The following is a 14,660-nucleotide window of genomic DNA, read 5'->3' on the forward strand; positions in this document are numbered from 1 at the left end:
GGGGTGAGGAAAAACACATGGAAAAAACTAAGTTACAGGAATTGGAAGAATTAAACAGCTATTACGAAACCGGTAATAATCAGATTGTCATTGTTTATGGCCATTTACGCACGGGGAGCACATCGGTCATAGCCACTTTTGCTAAAGACAAGGATCGTATGTATTATTGTGCGGTTGCTGCTTCTGAGAGACTACAGAGATATCTGATTGGACAAAGGCTCAGAACAAGAGGATTGGAGCTTCCGGAGTATCCAACCTATCGTGAGATCTTTGAAGGTATAGCTAAGATTTCTGTTGAACATGGAGATTCCATGTGTGTCTTAATGGAGAATTTCGAGGATATAATAAAGGCATCTCCTTCATTCTTAGAGGAGATAAGTCCTATTATATTCGATGATTCCCACCCACAGATTGTCCTTATTCTTATGGGATCAAATGCGGCATGGATTGAGAATAATATGGTTGGAAAGATTGGCGCTCAGGCAACATATATTTCCGGATTTTTAAAGATAAAGCCCTATTCATTCCAGGAAATGAGAAAAAAATTTGAAAATATGAGTGATAAGGATGTAATCTCTGCTTATTCTATTTTTGGTGGTAATGCAAGATTATGGTCTTACTTTGATCCTAATAAGACTTTCAGGCAAAATGTTATCGAGAAGTTCCTTGATGCTGAGAACAGTGTGCTTCTTCGCGAGACTTTCAAGGTCCTCGAAGAAAATTTGCGTGAAACTGCAGTTTATAATACAATCCTATATGGACTTGCAAATGGTAAGAATAAATTAAATGATATACATCATGCCACAGGCTTCTCAAGGGCTAAGATAATGGTTTACTTAAAGAGCCTTATTGAGCTTGGAATGGTAGAAAAAGTTTATTCCTTTGCTACGACAGGGCATGAAAATGTACAGAAGGGTGTTTACAGAATATGTGATCCACTTGCACACTTCTTTTACAGATTTTTCTATGCTAATGTTACTCAGATAGTAAGAATGAATGCTGAGGAGTATTACGATTCTTATATAGAGAATGACCTTGGTGCTTTTGTAAAGGATGCTTATAAGATTGTTTGCAGAGAGTATATTGATAAGCTCTCAGAATATGACAGACTTCCTTTCAAGATTGATGAGGAAGGCGAGTGGGTTGGTAAAATTGATTCACTTGATGTCGTTGCACAGAGCGAATCCGGTGATACTCTTGTTGGAGTATGTAACTGGGAATCCAAGATGGATGTAAATACAATTGATTCGGTCAGAAGTTGCTGCAAGAGAGCAAGACTTAATCCGGATTATTATTACCTGTTTTCTGCAGAAGGTTTTGATGAAGGTCTCATCAAGCTCGCAGAGAAAGAAGAGTCCATAAAACTTGTTGGATTGGAAGAAATGATGAATGCCTAAAAGCGTTTTTATTGCCGAAAAGCCTAGCGTTGCCAAGGCTTTCGGCGCTGCATTAAAATATAAGTTTTCTAATAAAGACGGATATATGGAATCCGAAGAGGCCATCGTTACCTGGTGTTATGGGCACTTGGTGACGATGAGTTATCCTGAGGTGTATGATGAGAAAATGGCCAAATGGTCATTGGACACAATTCCATTTATTCCGTCTAAATTTAAGTACGAAATTATTCCACAGAATGCCAAGCAGTTTAATATTGTCAAGGGACTACTGACCAGGCAGGACGTGGATACCATATATATATGTACCGACTCGGGACGCGAGGGTGAGTATATTTACAGACTGGTTGATCAGGAAGCAAATGTCTCAGGTAAGCTGAAGAAAAGAGTATGGATAGATTCTCAGACAGAGGAAGAGATTCTGAGAGGTATTCGTGAAGCAAAAGATGACAGCGAATATGATAACATAGGTGCTGCCGCATATCTAAGGGCTAAAGAAGACTATCTGATGGGTATTAACTTCTCAAGAGCTTTAACGCTTAGATATGGTTATTCTATTAAAACATTTCTTGGAATAGACAGATGTGTGGTTGCAGTTGGTCGTGTGATGACCTGCGTACTTGGAATAGTCGTTGACAGGGAAAGAGAAATCCGAAACTTTGTAAAGACACCGTTTTACCGTGTTATGGGTGATTTTTCTCTCGGTGAAAAAACTATTTCTGCGGAGTGGAGAGTTACTGATAAAAGCAGATATAAAGGATCATTTGAGCTTTATAGTGAAAAGGGTTTTAAAGAAGAAAAGTCTGCAAAGTCACTTATAGAATCCTTTGGACAGCTTCCTGTTAAAGGAAACATAGCTCTTCTTGAGAAGAAAAAGGAAACTAAAAATCCGCCACTTTTATATAATCTGGCAGAACTTCAGAATGATTGCTCTAAGTTTTTTAAAATCGATCCTAACCAGACACTGGCTATCGCTCAGGAATTGTATGAAAAGAAGCTTACTACATATCCCAGAACCGATGCCAGAGTGCTGAGTAGTGCCATAGCAAAAGAGATTGATAAGAATATTAAAGGTCTGATGTCGTATGAGTCTGCAGGCATTTATGCCAAAGCAATAATGCAGCATGAATCCTATAAAAATATTGCAAAGACCAGATATGTTAATGATAAAGCAATAACAGATCACTATGCGATCATTCCTACAGGACAGGGACTTTCCGCATTGAGCTCTCTAAGTGCTACATCTGCCAAGGTGTATGAGATAATAGTAAGACGATTTCTTGCAGTTTTTTATCCTCCTGCACAATACTCAAAAATAAAATTGGAGATTACGGTTCCTACTGTTAATCCTGAATTTACCGAAGGCTTCTTTGCAGGCTTTAAGCTGCTAAGCTCCAAGGGCTATCTTCATGTTATGGATTATTCCTTTTTTAAGAAAAAGGATGAGAAGGATGCTGAGGAAAACAAAAATGATAATGATCTGGATGATGCTGCCGCAGATGAAGGTTTATTTGAAGTCCTGTCAAAGCTTAAAAAAGGTGATGAGATAGAACTTACAAATGCTGCGATTAAGGAGGGAGAAACAACGCCTCCCAAAAGGTATAATTCCGGAACATTGATTCTTACAATGGAAAATGCCGGACAGTTTATTGAGGATGAGGAGCTTCGTTCTCAGATTAAGGGTTCTGGAATCGGAACCAGTGCTACAAGAGCCGGTATTCTTGATAAGCTTGTTAAAAACGGCTACCTTGACCTTAATAAAAAGACTCAGATAATTACTCCTACTCAAATGGGTGAAATGATATATGATACGGTATTTGTTTCTATGAAGCCTATGCTAAATCCTTCACTCACAGCCAGCTGGGAAAAGGGACTTACTCAGGTTGAGCAGGGCGAGATTTCTGAAGATGAATATATGAAAAAACTCTCTGACTTTATTGCAAGACGAACCAATTACGTCAAAGAGAATGATATGAGATCTCATATGCAAAGATTTTTCATGCAATCATCGCAGTACTATAAAAAGGCGCCTGCCAAGACCAGGAAGCCAAGGTCCAAAAAGGCGAAGTAAGATAATACAGTTGCAGTATTTGATTTATGAGTGTGTATATTTGATACGATAGTGAGTTGTCTCACTCATAAGTAATCAGAATAATAGCCTTATTGAATTTACGTAGTTTAGAAAGGGGACATTATGGAAAGCTATAAGATTGAGAATATGTATGACTTGAACGAAACAATTGCGGCAGACATCTTCAAGGGAGTTACCTATCCCTGGGAAGTCCTTCCGAAAATCAAGGATTTTATAGTAGAACTGGGGAATACATTATCTCTTGAGAAATTTGAAAAAAGAGGAGAGAATATCTGGGTAGCTAAAAGCGCTAAGTTTCTTTCAGATAATGTTTATATTGCAGGTCCCTGCATAATTGATGAGGAGGCTGAAATTAGACCGGGTGCCTTTATCAGAGGGAATGCAATTGTTGGAAAAGGAGCTGTTGTAGGTAATTCTACTGAACTTAAGAATGTTATTCTTTTCAATAAAGTTCAGGTTCCTCATTATAATTATGTCGGTGATTCTATACTTGGATATAAAGCTCATATGGGAGCTGGATCAATTACTTCAAATGTAAAATCAGATAAAAAGCTTGTAGTTATAAAGAATGGCCAGGATGATCAGATAGAGACCGGACTTAAAAAGGTAGGCGCCATGCTTGGAGATAACGTTGAAGTGGGCTGTGGCAGTATTCTTAATCCCGGAACAGTGGTAGGAAGAAAAAGTAATATTTATCCTCTGTCATCAGTAAGAGGATGCGTTCCTGCGAGACATATTTATAAAGATAGTGAAAATATAGTTGAGAAAATAGACGATTAATACCCACTTTAATTGACTTGCCCTGTATATAGGTATTATAATCTAAAAAGTTTATAAATTTTTTATACGAGGAGGGAATATTATGGCAGCTATCAAGACTAAGATTGAGCTTCAGTATGGTGACAAGTCAATTTCTCAAGAAGACCTTGTAGAAAGAGCTAAGGCAGCATATGAAGCTGATTATGGAGTTAAGGGTGCTAAGAATCTTGAGCTTTACGTTAAGCCTGAAGAGAACAAGGCTTACTATGTTGTAAACAACAAGATGACCGGAAGCATCGATCTTTAATGTTTTTTGTACTTTTAAGACCTTAGGATTATTATCCTGAGGTCTTTTTTTCTAGAAAATACCCAGCCGGCAAACAGTGTGACCGGTGAACTGGAGATGGACGCATTATGTATGGTTTTATGGCATTTGCAACTAAGGGGGTGTCCTTTGGCGGCATAGAAATTGCGATTCCTGATGCAATAATCCCGGTGGTCGGAGGTTTTCCTACAATCATTCTATGGGCAGTCGGAGCAGTTGCTGTGATGTCTATGATATGGAACAAAACAGCTCTGGGAAGCAGAAGCGATTGCAGCATGTGTTGTCGGTGGTATATCATTTAGCGGTGGTGTTGGAAAAATACGTGGCATCGTTGTGGGAGTTCTTATTTTTACATCACTGTCATATGCGCTGACGGTTCTTGGTGTTGATACCAACCTGCAGTTCATATTCCTGGGGCTTATTATCATCTTGGCAGTAATGATTGATGGTTTTAAACATAAGCAGCGATGATATAATATAAAGACTTGTATTTTTAATTTCGATTGATTTGGGGGAGTAAAATAAAAAAATATTTTAGGGATGGAAAATGAAAAAAGAATTATCACTCGAACAGAACTATAATAAACTGCAAAACTGTGAATTGTTCCTACTTGATATGGATGGAACTCTCTATCTTGGGGATAATGTTTTTCCCTGTGCATTAGAATTTATTAACTTTCTTGAAGAAAATGGAAAACGATATATCTATCTGACAAATAATTCTTCAAGAGCTGGTACTGATTACGTAGACAGGTTAAGGGGACTTGGTTTCCCGTGCGATACGGAGCATGTATATACTTCCGGAATGGCAACTGCTGAGTATCTCAATCAATATTATAAGGACAGATATATTTATGTTGTCGGGACCAGAACTTTTTATAATGAGATAAAATCAGCCGGTCTGAAAGCATTTAATACTTCAGACTATGACGGAACTGATTTTGAAGAGCTCCGTGAAAAGCTTGATGAAGAAAATAATATACCGGTAGTTTGTGTAGGTTTTGATACTGAACTTGTGTATCGTGACTTAGATCTTGCTGTTCATTTTTTAAGGAGAGATGCTGCATTTATCGCTGCTAATCCGGATTGGGTATGCCCTATGCCAAAGGGTGAGGTTTTGCCTGACTGTGGAAGCATATGCGCTCTACTTACTGCTTCTTCAGGAAAAGAACCTGTGTACATTGGTAAACCTAATAGAAACATGGTTGATATTATTTCGAGAATGACAGGAGTAGCTAATGAAAAGATATGCTGTGTCGGTGACAGATTATATACTGACATTGCTGTAGCGCAGAATTCCGGAGCTGTTTCTGTATGTGTTCTTACCGGTGAAGCTGATGAACAGATGATTTCGGAAATGGAAACTAAACCGGATTATACTCTTGACGATATAGGGGGCCTCACAAGTATAATGAAACTGGTACGTTAAATACTTGTGAAGGGGAAATTACATGATTAAATATGTGAGGGGATTATTAAAAAAATTGATGCCAGCTATTTTTGCTGTATCAATTTTTTTTACTTATACCGGTGTTTATGCAGGAGTTCCGGTAAAAGCTGCCACAAACAGTACGCTTGATATCCGTTATCCGACAGATGATATGCCGGATGTTCCTTTTCCTGAGCTTATTAAAGCAGAACTCCCTGAGGCAGATGCTGAACCTCCTTACGGCTTGTTTGCTGTTACTCCGGAGCTTTCAACAGGACCTCATTATAGATATCTGAGCGATATGGAACAGAGTATGTATAGGGCAATACTTCAGGCCAGTACGCATGTTTATGACTTTGAAGCTGTGCCGGGCTTTTCATTGCCTTACTTTCATTTGTTTGCTGAGGATATGGACTCACCATCTATGCCCTTTAACAATAGTCAGTTTCTGGTTGTAACCAGAGCCGTGCGATTTGATCATCCTGAGCTTGTTCAGCTTACTTTATGCAGTGTAAATGTTTTTTATCTGGAAAATAAAAATGAAAAAAGCGGAAGAACCGGATACGATTTTTATATAGCGTTAAAGTCTATGGTTAAGGGATATAACCAGGCCAGATTCAATATGATGGAAAAAGAATTCGAGCAGGCATGTGACGTATTTTTGTCAGATCCCGAGATACAAAATGCTAAAAGCGATGTGCTGAAGGAACTCGCTGTACATGATAAGCTTATAGATGAAATCGAGTATGATTATTCAAGTGAAGTAGACAATACCACTTACCATTTGTCTCATACAGCATATGGGAGCCTTATAAACAAGACATCTGTTTGCGACGGATACGCAGGAGCTCTGTCATATCTTTTGAAAAAACTAAATATCGATACAATGATAATAGCCGGTTACACTAAATCAGGTAATCAGGGAAATCATGCCTGGAATATCGTTTGCATCGATGGAGAATGGTATGAGGTTGATCTGACCTGGAATGATCCGACTATAAAAGCAAATTATTCTGAAACACTTCTGTTTGAAATACACCATTTATACTACAACCTGACCACTGACGAATTTAGAAATTATAAAAAGCAATACGTGGTTGATAATAAAACGATAAAAGCCGATACAATGAGGATAAGAAGGGTTACCTTTGCGGATATGCCCAAGGCAACGGGGACGCAGTATTCCTTTGCAAATGTAAAGAAAATCCTGAAAGAAAGCATGCAGCCGGAGGTTATTCCTGTGACTGGTATTGAGCTTTCAGATACATCTATAAGTGCAAAATACGGTCAGTCAGGCAAAATCGGTTATAAAATCATACCTTCTGATGCAAATGATAAAAATGTATCCTGGTCCAGCTCTGATAATCAAATAGTATCGATAGAAGACCTTGGTGAGGAAGGCTGCAGCTATAAAGTTGTGGGATTTGGAAAAGCAAAAATCACTGCATCTATGGAAGGCGGTATATATGCGGAATGCATCATAGATAATCCTGTTAGAGAATGTAATGTCAGCTTTGATCTAAATGGCGGAACAGGAGAGGTGGGAGCAATAACAAGAAATACCGGTGATAAGTACGGTGTTTTGCCAAATGATGTAGTCAGAGAAGGATATGAATTTGCAGGATGGTTTACTGATCAGACTGAAGGACAGGAGATAACTGAAGACACTTATATTTTTTATGATGATGATGTGATCCTCTATGCACACTGGAACGAAAAAACTAAAGCGCCTGAAGAAGATCCGGAGCCAATTGAAAACGCGGATCCGCCAGAGAACCCAGATCCTTCAGAAGACCCTGAACCAGTGGTTAATCCGGATCCGCCAGAGAACCCAGATCCTTCAGAAGACCCTGAACCAGTGGTTAATCCGGATCCGACAGAAAAGCCTGATCCAACGGAAGAAGACCCTGAACCTGCGGTGAATCAGGATCCGCCAGAAAAGCCTGATCCAACGGAAGAAAATCCTGAACACACAGAGAATCCTAATCCCTCGGAAAATCCGGGTAATACAGAAACCACTGTGCCTTCAGAGAATCCGAAACCATCCGGGGAGCCGATACCAACAAAGAATCCTGAACAACCCGGAAATCCTGAGATACCAGAAAAAAATCCGATGCCATCAGAGAATGAGTCAGGAAATATTAATGATGAGTCAGAGGAAGTAGATATACCGGAAAATAACGAAGATACCGGAATAAATGATATTGGTGGAGGGTCTGGCTCTAATACTGAGAATTCTGACATTACAGAAAATGATGAACACAGAATTCCGGATAATTCAGTAGTCACCGAGAATGGACAGACTATAAATGCTGATAGACAAGATACAGATGGTGACGCGTCTAATAGCCGGGAAAGTGTAACAACAGAGTCTGTTGTAGCAGATAAAGTGATTTCATCTGATCAGATAATGGAAGCTGTTGAGGAGCTTCCAAAGGACAGACTTGTTTTCGAGAAAAATGAGAGTATGTTTATCTCTTCAGAGAACAATGCTATTGTTTTCCAGTGTACTAACAAGAAAGTTAAGAATCTGATTATTGGTGATGAACTTTTATTTGGAAAAAGCAATTTCAGGATAACAGAGATAGGCAGTAAAGCTTACAAAAACTGCAAAAAGCTTAAGTCTGTAAAACTAGGAAGAAACATAGCAAAGATTGGAAAGGCATCTTTTTCCGGATGTAAAAATCTGTCTAAGATAACAGTTTATGCAGACAATCTAAGAACAGTAGCTAAAAACAGTTTTAAAGGCATAAAAGCTAATGCAAAATTCACCATCATATGTAAAGATAAAAAAACTTTTAACAAAGCAAGAAAAATGTTTAAAAAAGCGGGAGCTTCTAAAGCAGAGTTTAAATTTAAAAAAGCTTAACAGGTCTTGCTTTAAGTGAATTTTTTATATGAGATTATATTTTTTGGCAGGGGATTTTCTCATTGTGAAAATTCCTTGCCGGAAGTATAATAAAACTGTTTAATAAATTAAGATTTTTGGGACGGTATTGATTATGGACATTGGAGGATTGTTAAAAGAGCTGTTATTAGAGGATAAGGTGCTTATACACTTTGACTTTATGAACGGCTTTTTTGATATTAATAAGTCGGTTGTAGTAACCTGGGGGGTTATAGCTGTTCTGGCAGTGGTCATATTGTTTTTGACCAGCAATATGAAGGTTCATGATATAGGAACAAGGCAGCTTATAGCGGAGACGATTGTTGACGGACTTCGAGGCATCACCGGAGGAATGCTTGGTGAAGAGGGCTATATGTACAGAGACTTTATGGCAGTAGTTCTTGTATTTATAGGAGCATCGAATCTGGTTGGACTGTTCGGTCTTACTCCTGCGACTATGGATTTAAATGTCACGGCAGGACTCGCAATTACCAGTATTGTACTGGTAGAAGCAGCCGGTATAATACAGAAGGGCTTTGGCAAGTGGCTTAAAGGCTTTTCACAGCCCATGGCTATAGTAACACCTATGAATATATTGGAGCTTGCCATCAGACCGTTATCTCTTTGTATGCGACTTTTTGGTAATGTTATAGGCGCTACAGTAATTATGGAGCTTCTTAAAATGGTAGTTCCGGTTGTTGTACCCGCTGCATTCAGCTTATATTTTGATATTTTTGACGGCCTTATTCAGGCATATGTATTTGTGTTTCTTACATCCCTCTATATAAAAGAGGCGATTGAATAAATTGAAAATAATAACATGAAACGGAGGTTTTTTTATGAGTTTAACAGCACTTGGTGCAGGAATTGCAGCTTTCACAGGACTTGGAGCAGGTATCGGAATTGGTGTTGCTACAGCTAAGGCAGTTGATGCGGTTGCGCGTCAGCCTGAGGCTGATGGTAAGATTATGAAGCTCCTGCTTCTTGGTTGCGCTTTGGCAGAGGCAACAGCTATTTACGGTTTCGTTGTAGCAATCATGATTCTGTTTACGTGATATTTTTGGGAGGAGAAGTACCGTGTTAAGTGTCACATTTATGAATGTCGTATGGACAGTGATCAACTTATTGATTCTGTATGTGGTATTCAGATTATTTTTATTTAAAAGAGTTGATGCGATTCTTCAGTTAAGAAGAGAAGAGATCGATCATGCGACTGATGAGGCTCACCGCAAGGAGAAGGAAGCTGAATCATTAAAGGAAAGTTATGTTCAAAAGCTTAATGATGCAGGAAAAGAATGTGAAGATCTTATAGCTCAGTCCAAAAAGGATGGATATGACGAATATGATCGCATTGTAACTGATGCAAAGCAGAAAGCTGAACAGATTATAACAGAAGCTAAGCATAACGCTCAGATTGAAGCTCAGCGTGAGAAGGATGCTTATGTTTCTGAGCTTACCGATCTTGTTGTGCATGCAGCAAACAAGATTGCCGTTTCCAAGCATGACGAAGAGTCTGATAAAGAACTTTATAATAAGTTCATCTTCGAGGCTATTGAGAAGAGCGAATAAATTATATCAAAGGATTGGATATTTATGATAAACGAGAATAAGGCAAGACTTCGTTACTCATCAGTTGCTCCTTCAGAAGGGCAGGCTGCGCAGATTAAGGAAGCTCTTGCAAAGAAGTTTAACAATCCGGGCCTTGAGCTTGAGATTATCCATGATCCGAAGGTAAGTGGCGGATTTATTGTTAACTATGGTAATTTTGAGTACGATTGGAGTGATGAAGGTCGTACCAGACAGCTTAAAGAGCTCATTGAGTTAACAAAGAAGAGAAAAAATACCAGTGCCGAGAACCTTGTATCTATTATCAGAGACAGGGTGAATAATTTTGACCTTAAGGCTGAAGGTAAAGAAGTTGGAAGGACAATCTGGGTCGGAGATGGTATTGCCAATGTAGTTGGTATTGACCATGCATTTTATGGTGAGATTGTTCGATTTGAAGATGGAACCAAGGGCATGGTGCAGGATATCAGAGAAGACCATATTGGTATTATCCTGTTTGGCAGTGATGAAGGAATCCGTCAGGGAAGTCGCTGTGTAAGAACCTATAAACAGGCAGGAATCCCTGTAGGTGAAGCATTTATAGGAAGAGTTGTAGATGCACTCGGTAATCCTGTAGATGGCAGAGAAGAAATAAAGACAGATGTTTACAGACCTGTTGAAGAACCTGCTCCCGGAATCGTTGAGAGACGCTCTGTAAATGAACCCATGGAGACAGGCATATTGTCTATAGATACGATGTTCCCGATTGGTCGTGGACAGCGTGAACTTATCATTGGTGACAGACAGACCGGCAAAACATCTATTGCTATGGATGCGATTCTTAATCAAAAGGGCAAAGATGTTATCTGTATCTATGTAGCCATCGGTCAGAAGGCAAGTACAATTGCCAAGCTCATTAATACACTTAAGGAAGCAGGGGCAATGGAGTATTCAATAATTGTTGCTTCCACGGCTTCAGACAGTGCACCTCTTCAATATATTGCGCCATACGCAGGAACTGCAATGGCTGAGTATTTCATGTTGATGGGTAAGGATGTACTTATCATTTATGATGATTTGTCAAAGCATGCAGTAGCATACAGAGCACTGTCACTACTTCTTGAAAGATCTCCCGGACGTGAGGCATATCCCGGAGATGTTTTCTATCTGCATTCAAGACTTCTTGAAAGATCAAGTAAGCTTTCAAGTGATTTAGGAGGTGGCTCAATAACAGCGCTTCCTATTATCGAGACCCAGGCAGGTGATGTTTCTGCGTACATCCCGACAAATGTTATATCAATTACGGATGGACAGATTTTCCTTGAGTCTGATCTGTTCTTTGAGGGTATGAGACCTGCAGTAAATGTAGGACTTTCCGTATCCCGTGTTGGTAGCGCTGCGCAGACTAAAGCAATGAAAAAAGCTGCAGGAAGTATACGTATCGATCTTGCACAGTATAGAGAGATGGCTGTGTTCACACAATTTGCTTCAGATCTTGATGAAACTACAAAGAATCAGCTTCGGCATGGAAGTGTACTTATGGAACTGCTTAAGCAGCCTCTTGGAAGGCCCTATGCTATGTATGAGCAGGTAATACTTCTTGTCTGTGCTAACGGAAACAAGCTTGATTATGTACCTGTAAAACAGGTTAAAGAGTATAAGGATAAGCTTCTTAATTATTTTGCAGAGAATAAAAAAGATATAATCGAGGATCTGACTAAATCTCAGGATCTTTCTGATAGTACCAGGAAGGCAATCCTTGACGCAGCTGATGAATTTGAGAAGCTTAATAATGACAAACTCAAAGAAGAACTAAAGAAAAAGAGAAAGAAACTGACTTTGGATTAAGGTGATTTTCAGTGGCAAATATAAAAGAGATTCGCGACAGAATTAATAGTATTCGCGACACGATGAAAATTACAAATGCGATGTATATGATCTCATCAAATAAGCTTCGAAAAGCTAAAAAGCAGCTGATTGATACGGAGCCTTATTTCTATGCATTGCAGGCTATGATAGCCAGAGTATCGAGACATATTCCCGATGATGTAGATGATATTTTCCTGAAAACTACTGATGATATACCTTTTAATGCAAGAGCTAAAGGGTATCTGGTACTCACTTCAGATAAAGGTCTGGCAGGTGCATTTAACCACAATGTTGTAAAAACTGCTGAGGAACATATCAGAAATAATAATAATCTACAGAATTATAAGTTATATGTCGTTGGAGAATTCGGAAGGCATTATTTTACAAGTCTTGGACTGAAAATTGAAGAGAATTTCAGATATACTGCTCAGAATCCTAATCTGGACAGATCCAGAGACATTGCAACCATTATTCTTGATGACTATACAAACGGCAAAATTGATGAGGTATATGTAGTCTATACTTCTATGAAGAATTCTCTTACCAGTGAAGTTAAGATGGAGAAGATTCTTCCTCTCGATATTATTGAGAATGCCAGAAACAGATATCGTGTTATAGATACTTATAATGAGGAGTTCATTTTTGAACCGAGTCCTAAAGCGATTTTGGATAACATCGTTCCGAATTTTATAAACGGATTTATTTACGGTGCATTAGTTGAAACTTTTTGTTCTGAACAAAATTCGAGAATGATGGCCATGGACAATGCTAATAAAAATGCTACTTCCATGATAGGTGAGCTTACCAAGCAGTTTAACAGGCAGAGGCAGGCTGCAATAACTCAGGAGATAACTGAAGTAGCAAGTGGAGCAAAAGCACTTAGACGCGCCAAGGCTGCAAAACAAAAGAAACAGGCGGGTAAGTAATCAATTGATGATAAGAGGACAGATAAGTGAGTAATGAAGGTAAAATCTTACAGGTTATGGGACCTGTAGTGGATGTCTTATTTGAAAACGGCAATCTGCCATACATAAGTGATTCCTTAAAAGTAAAGATAGGCGAAAAGAAAGGCGTAATGGAAGTCGCTCAGCATATTGGCGACAATGTTGTCAGATGCATTATGCTTACTGCAAGCGAAGGCCTTGCCAAGGATATGCCTGTGTATCAGACCGGCGGACCTATTAGTGTGCCTGTTGGAAGGAAAAATCTGGGAAGACTGTTCAATGTACTTGGCGATACCATTGATGGTGGGCAAAGTCTTGAAGGTGAGAAGCACTGGTCAATCCATAGAGAACCTCCCAAGCTTGAGGATATGAGCCCTGTTGCTGAAATACTTGAGACCGGAATAAAGGTTATCGATCTTCTTGCTCCCTATGCAAAGGGCGGTAAGATTGGTCTTTTTGGCGGTGCAGGTGTTGGAAAGACTGTACTTATTCAGGAGCTTATTCAGAATATTGCTACAGAGCATGGCGGATATTCTATTTTTACAGGTGTAGGAGAGCGTTCCAGAGAAGGTAATGATCTTTGGACAGAAATGAAAGAGTCCGGTGTTATTGAGAAAACTGCACTTGTGTTCGGACAGATGAATGAGCCTCCGGGAGCACGTATGAGAGTTGCTGAGACCGGACTTACAATGGCAGAGTATTTCCGTGACAGAGAGCGTCAGGATGTGCTTTTGTTTATTGATAATATTTTCAGATTTGTCCAGGCAGGTTCTGAGGTTTCATCACTTCTTGGACGTATGCCGTCAGCCGTAGGTTATCAGCCGACACTGGCAACTGATCTTGGTCAGCTTCAGGAGAGAATTGCATCAACCAAGACAGGTTCAGTAACTTCAGTTCAGGCTGTATATGTACCTGCAGATGATTTGACTGACCCTGCGCCTGCAACTACATTCGCGCATCTGGATGCAACCACCGTTCTTTCAAGAAAGATTGTTGAACAGGGTATTTACCCTGCAGTTGATCCCCTTGAATCATCAAGCCGAATCCTTGAGGCTGATGTTGTAGGTGAAGAGCACTATTATGTAGCTACCAAGGTTCAGGAGATGTTGCAGAAGTATAAGGAGCTGCAGGATATCATTGCGATTCTTGGTATGGATGAACTTGGAGAAGAGGATAAGCTTACAGTTTATCGTGCCCGTAAAATACAGAGATTCCTTTCACAGCCTTTCCATGTTGCTGAGAATTTCACAGGCGTTAAGGGAGTATACGTTCCTTTAAATGAAACAATAAAAGGATTCAAAATGATTATCGAAGGACAGATGGATAATTATCCTGAAGCCGCTTTCTTTAACGTCGGTACTATTGATGATGTTATTCAGAAAGCAAAGAAGCTTGAAGGTGATGCTGAGTAAGAAA

At 39.4% G+C, this 14,660-nt stretch carries 12 protein-coding genes and 1 pseudogene; all 13 read left to right on the top strand.

Annotation, left to right across the window (positions count from 1 at the left end; translation table 11 throughout):
• The first annotated feature begins 17 nt into the window (after nt 1–17).
• The 13 genes and pseudogenes from G622_RS0108615 to atpD all read left to right on the top strand — a co-directional run bounded on the left by G622_RS0108615 (nt 18) and on the right by atpD (nt 14,656).
• The gene (locus G622_RS0108615; RefSeq protein WP_026510387.1) at nt 18–1,397 is read left to right on the top strand and encodes an ATP-binding protein; all 1,380 of its coding nucleotides are present in this window, start codon (nt 18–20) and stop codon (nt 1,395–1,397) included.
• Nucleotides 1,390–3,465, top strand: coding sequence for a DNA topoisomerase (locus G622_RS0108620; RefSeq protein WP_026510388.1), 2,076 nt, complete (start codon nt 1,390–1,392; stop codon nt 3,463–3,465). Before G622_RS0108615 ends, G622_RS0108620 begins: the two co-directional genes overlap by 8 nt.
• Before the next feature lie 123 nt (nt 3,466–3,588).
• A complete protein-coding gene (locus G622_RS0108625) occupies nt 3,589–4,266 on the top strand; it encodes a UDP-N-acetylglucosamine pyrophosphorylase (protein WP_026510389.1) in 678 nt (225 codons plus the stop codon).
• An 82-nt stretch (nt 4,267–4,348) separates the two neighbouring features.
• Nucleotides 4,349–4,552: a DUF6465 family protein gene (locus G622_RS22235; protein ID WP_049945756.1), complete on the top strand. Its 204-nt coding sequence runs from the start codon at nt 4,349–4,351 to the stop codon at nt 4,550–4,552.
• A gap of 104 nt (nt 4,553–4,656) precedes the next feature.
• Nucleotides 4,657–5,041: pseudogene (locus G622_RS27010) on the top strand (galactoside ABC transporter permease); the annotation flags it as partial.
• 76 nt (nt 5,042–5,117) lie between these two features.
• A complete protein-coding gene (locus G622_RS22240) occupies nt 5,118–5,999 on the top strand; it encodes an HAD-IIA family hydrolase (protein ID WP_044957378.1) in 882 nt (293 codons plus the stop codon).
• 22 nt (nt 6,000–6,021) lie between these two features.
• Nucleotides 6,022–8,868: an InlB B-repeat-containing protein gene (locus G622_RS0108645; RefSeq protein ID WP_026510391.1), complete on the top strand. Its 2,847-nt coding sequence runs from the start codon at nt 6,022–6,024 to the stop codon at nt 8,866–8,868.
• 133 nt (nt 8,869–9,001) lie between these two features.
• On the top strand, nt 9,002–9,691 hold the full coding sequence (locus G622_RS0108650; RefSeq protein WP_026510392.1) for a F0F1 ATP synthase subunit A: 690 nt from the start codon (nt 9,002–9,004) through the stop codon (nt 9,689–9,691).
• A 34-nt stretch (nt 9,692–9,725) separates the two neighbouring features.
• The gene (gene atpE, locus G622_RS0108655) at nt 9,726–9,941 is read left to right on the top strand and encodes an ATP synthase F0 subunit C (RefSeq protein ID WP_026510393.1); all 216 of its coding nucleotides are present in this window, start codon (nt 9,726–9,728) and stop codon (nt 9,939–9,941) included.
• A gap of 22 nt (nt 9,942–9,963) precedes the next feature.
• Nucleotides 9,964–10,455 (top strand): ATP synthase F0 subunit B, encoded by a 492-nt coding sequence (locus G622_RS0108660; protein WP_155831438.1) that lies wholly within the window; start codon nt 9,964–9,966, stop codon nt 10,453–10,455.
• A 24-nt stretch (nt 10,456–10,479) separates the two neighbouring features.
• Nucleotides 10,480–12,279, top strand: coding sequence for a F0F1 ATP synthase subunit alpha (atpA, locus tag G622_RS22245; RefSeq protein ID WP_049945757.1), 1,800 nt, complete (start codon nt 10,480–10,482; stop codon nt 12,277–12,279).
• Between the two features lie 11 nt (nt 12,280–12,290).
• The gene (gene atpG / locus G622_RS0108670; RefSeq protein ID WP_026510395.1) at nt 12,291–13,226 is read left to right on the top strand and encodes an ATP synthase F1 subunit gamma; all 936 of its coding nucleotides are present in this window, start codon (nt 12,291–12,293) and stop codon (nt 13,224–13,226) included.
• Nucleotides 13,227–13,252: 26 nt separating this feature from the next.
• Complete coding sequence (atpD, locus tag G622_RS0108675) at nt 13,253–14,656, top strand: F0F1 ATP synthase subunit beta (RefSeq protein ID WP_026510396.1); 1,404 nt, start codon at nt 13,253–13,255, stop codon at nt 14,654–14,656.
• Nucleotides 14,657–14,660 lie beyond the last annotated feature (4 nt).

This window comes from Butyrivibrio sp. LC3010, assembly GCF_000424385.1.
Classification (GTDB): Bacteria; Bacillota; Clostridia; order Lachnospirales; family Lachnospiraceae; genus Butyrivibrio.

What these genes read in the sequence shown, in the direction of transcription:
- G622_RS0108650 (WP_026510392.1), top strand. Translation starts at nt 9,002, where the DNA reads ATGGACATTGGAGGATTGTTAAAAGAGCTGTTATTAGAGGATAAGGTG.
- G622_RS0108620 (WP_026510388.1), top strand. Translation starts at nt 1,390, where the DNA reads ATGCCTAAAAGCGTTTTTATTGCCGAAAAGCCTAGCGTTGCCAAGGCT.
- G622_RS0108625 (WP_026510389.1), top strand. Translation starts at nt 3,589, where the DNA reads ATGGAAAGCTATAAGATTGAGAATATGTATGACTTGAACGAAACAATT.
- atpE (WP_026510393.1), top strand. Translation starts at nt 9,726, where the DNA reads ATGAGTTTAACAGCACTTGGTGCAGGAATTGCAGCTTTCACAGGACTT.
- atpA (WP_049945757.1), top strand. Translation starts at nt 10,480, where the DNA reads ATGATAAACGAGAATAAGGCAAGACTTCGTTACTCATCAGTTGCTCCT.
- G622_RS0108615 (WP_026510387.1), top strand. Translation starts at nt 18, where the DNA reads ATGGAAAAAACTAAGTTACAGGAATTGGAAGAATTAAACAGCTATTAC.
- G622_RS22235 (WP_049945756.1), top strand. Translation starts at nt 4,349, where the DNA reads ATGGCAGCTATCAAGACTAAGATTGAGCTTCAGTATGGTGACAAGTCA.
- G622_RS22240 (WP_044957378.1), top strand. Translation starts at nt 5,118, where the DNA reads ATGAAAAAAGAATTATCACTCGAACAGAACTATAATAAACTGCAAAAC.
- G622_RS0108645 (WP_026510391.1), top strand. Translation starts at nt 6,022, where the DNA reads ATGATTAAATATGTGAGGGGATTATTAAAAAAATTGATGCCAGCTATT.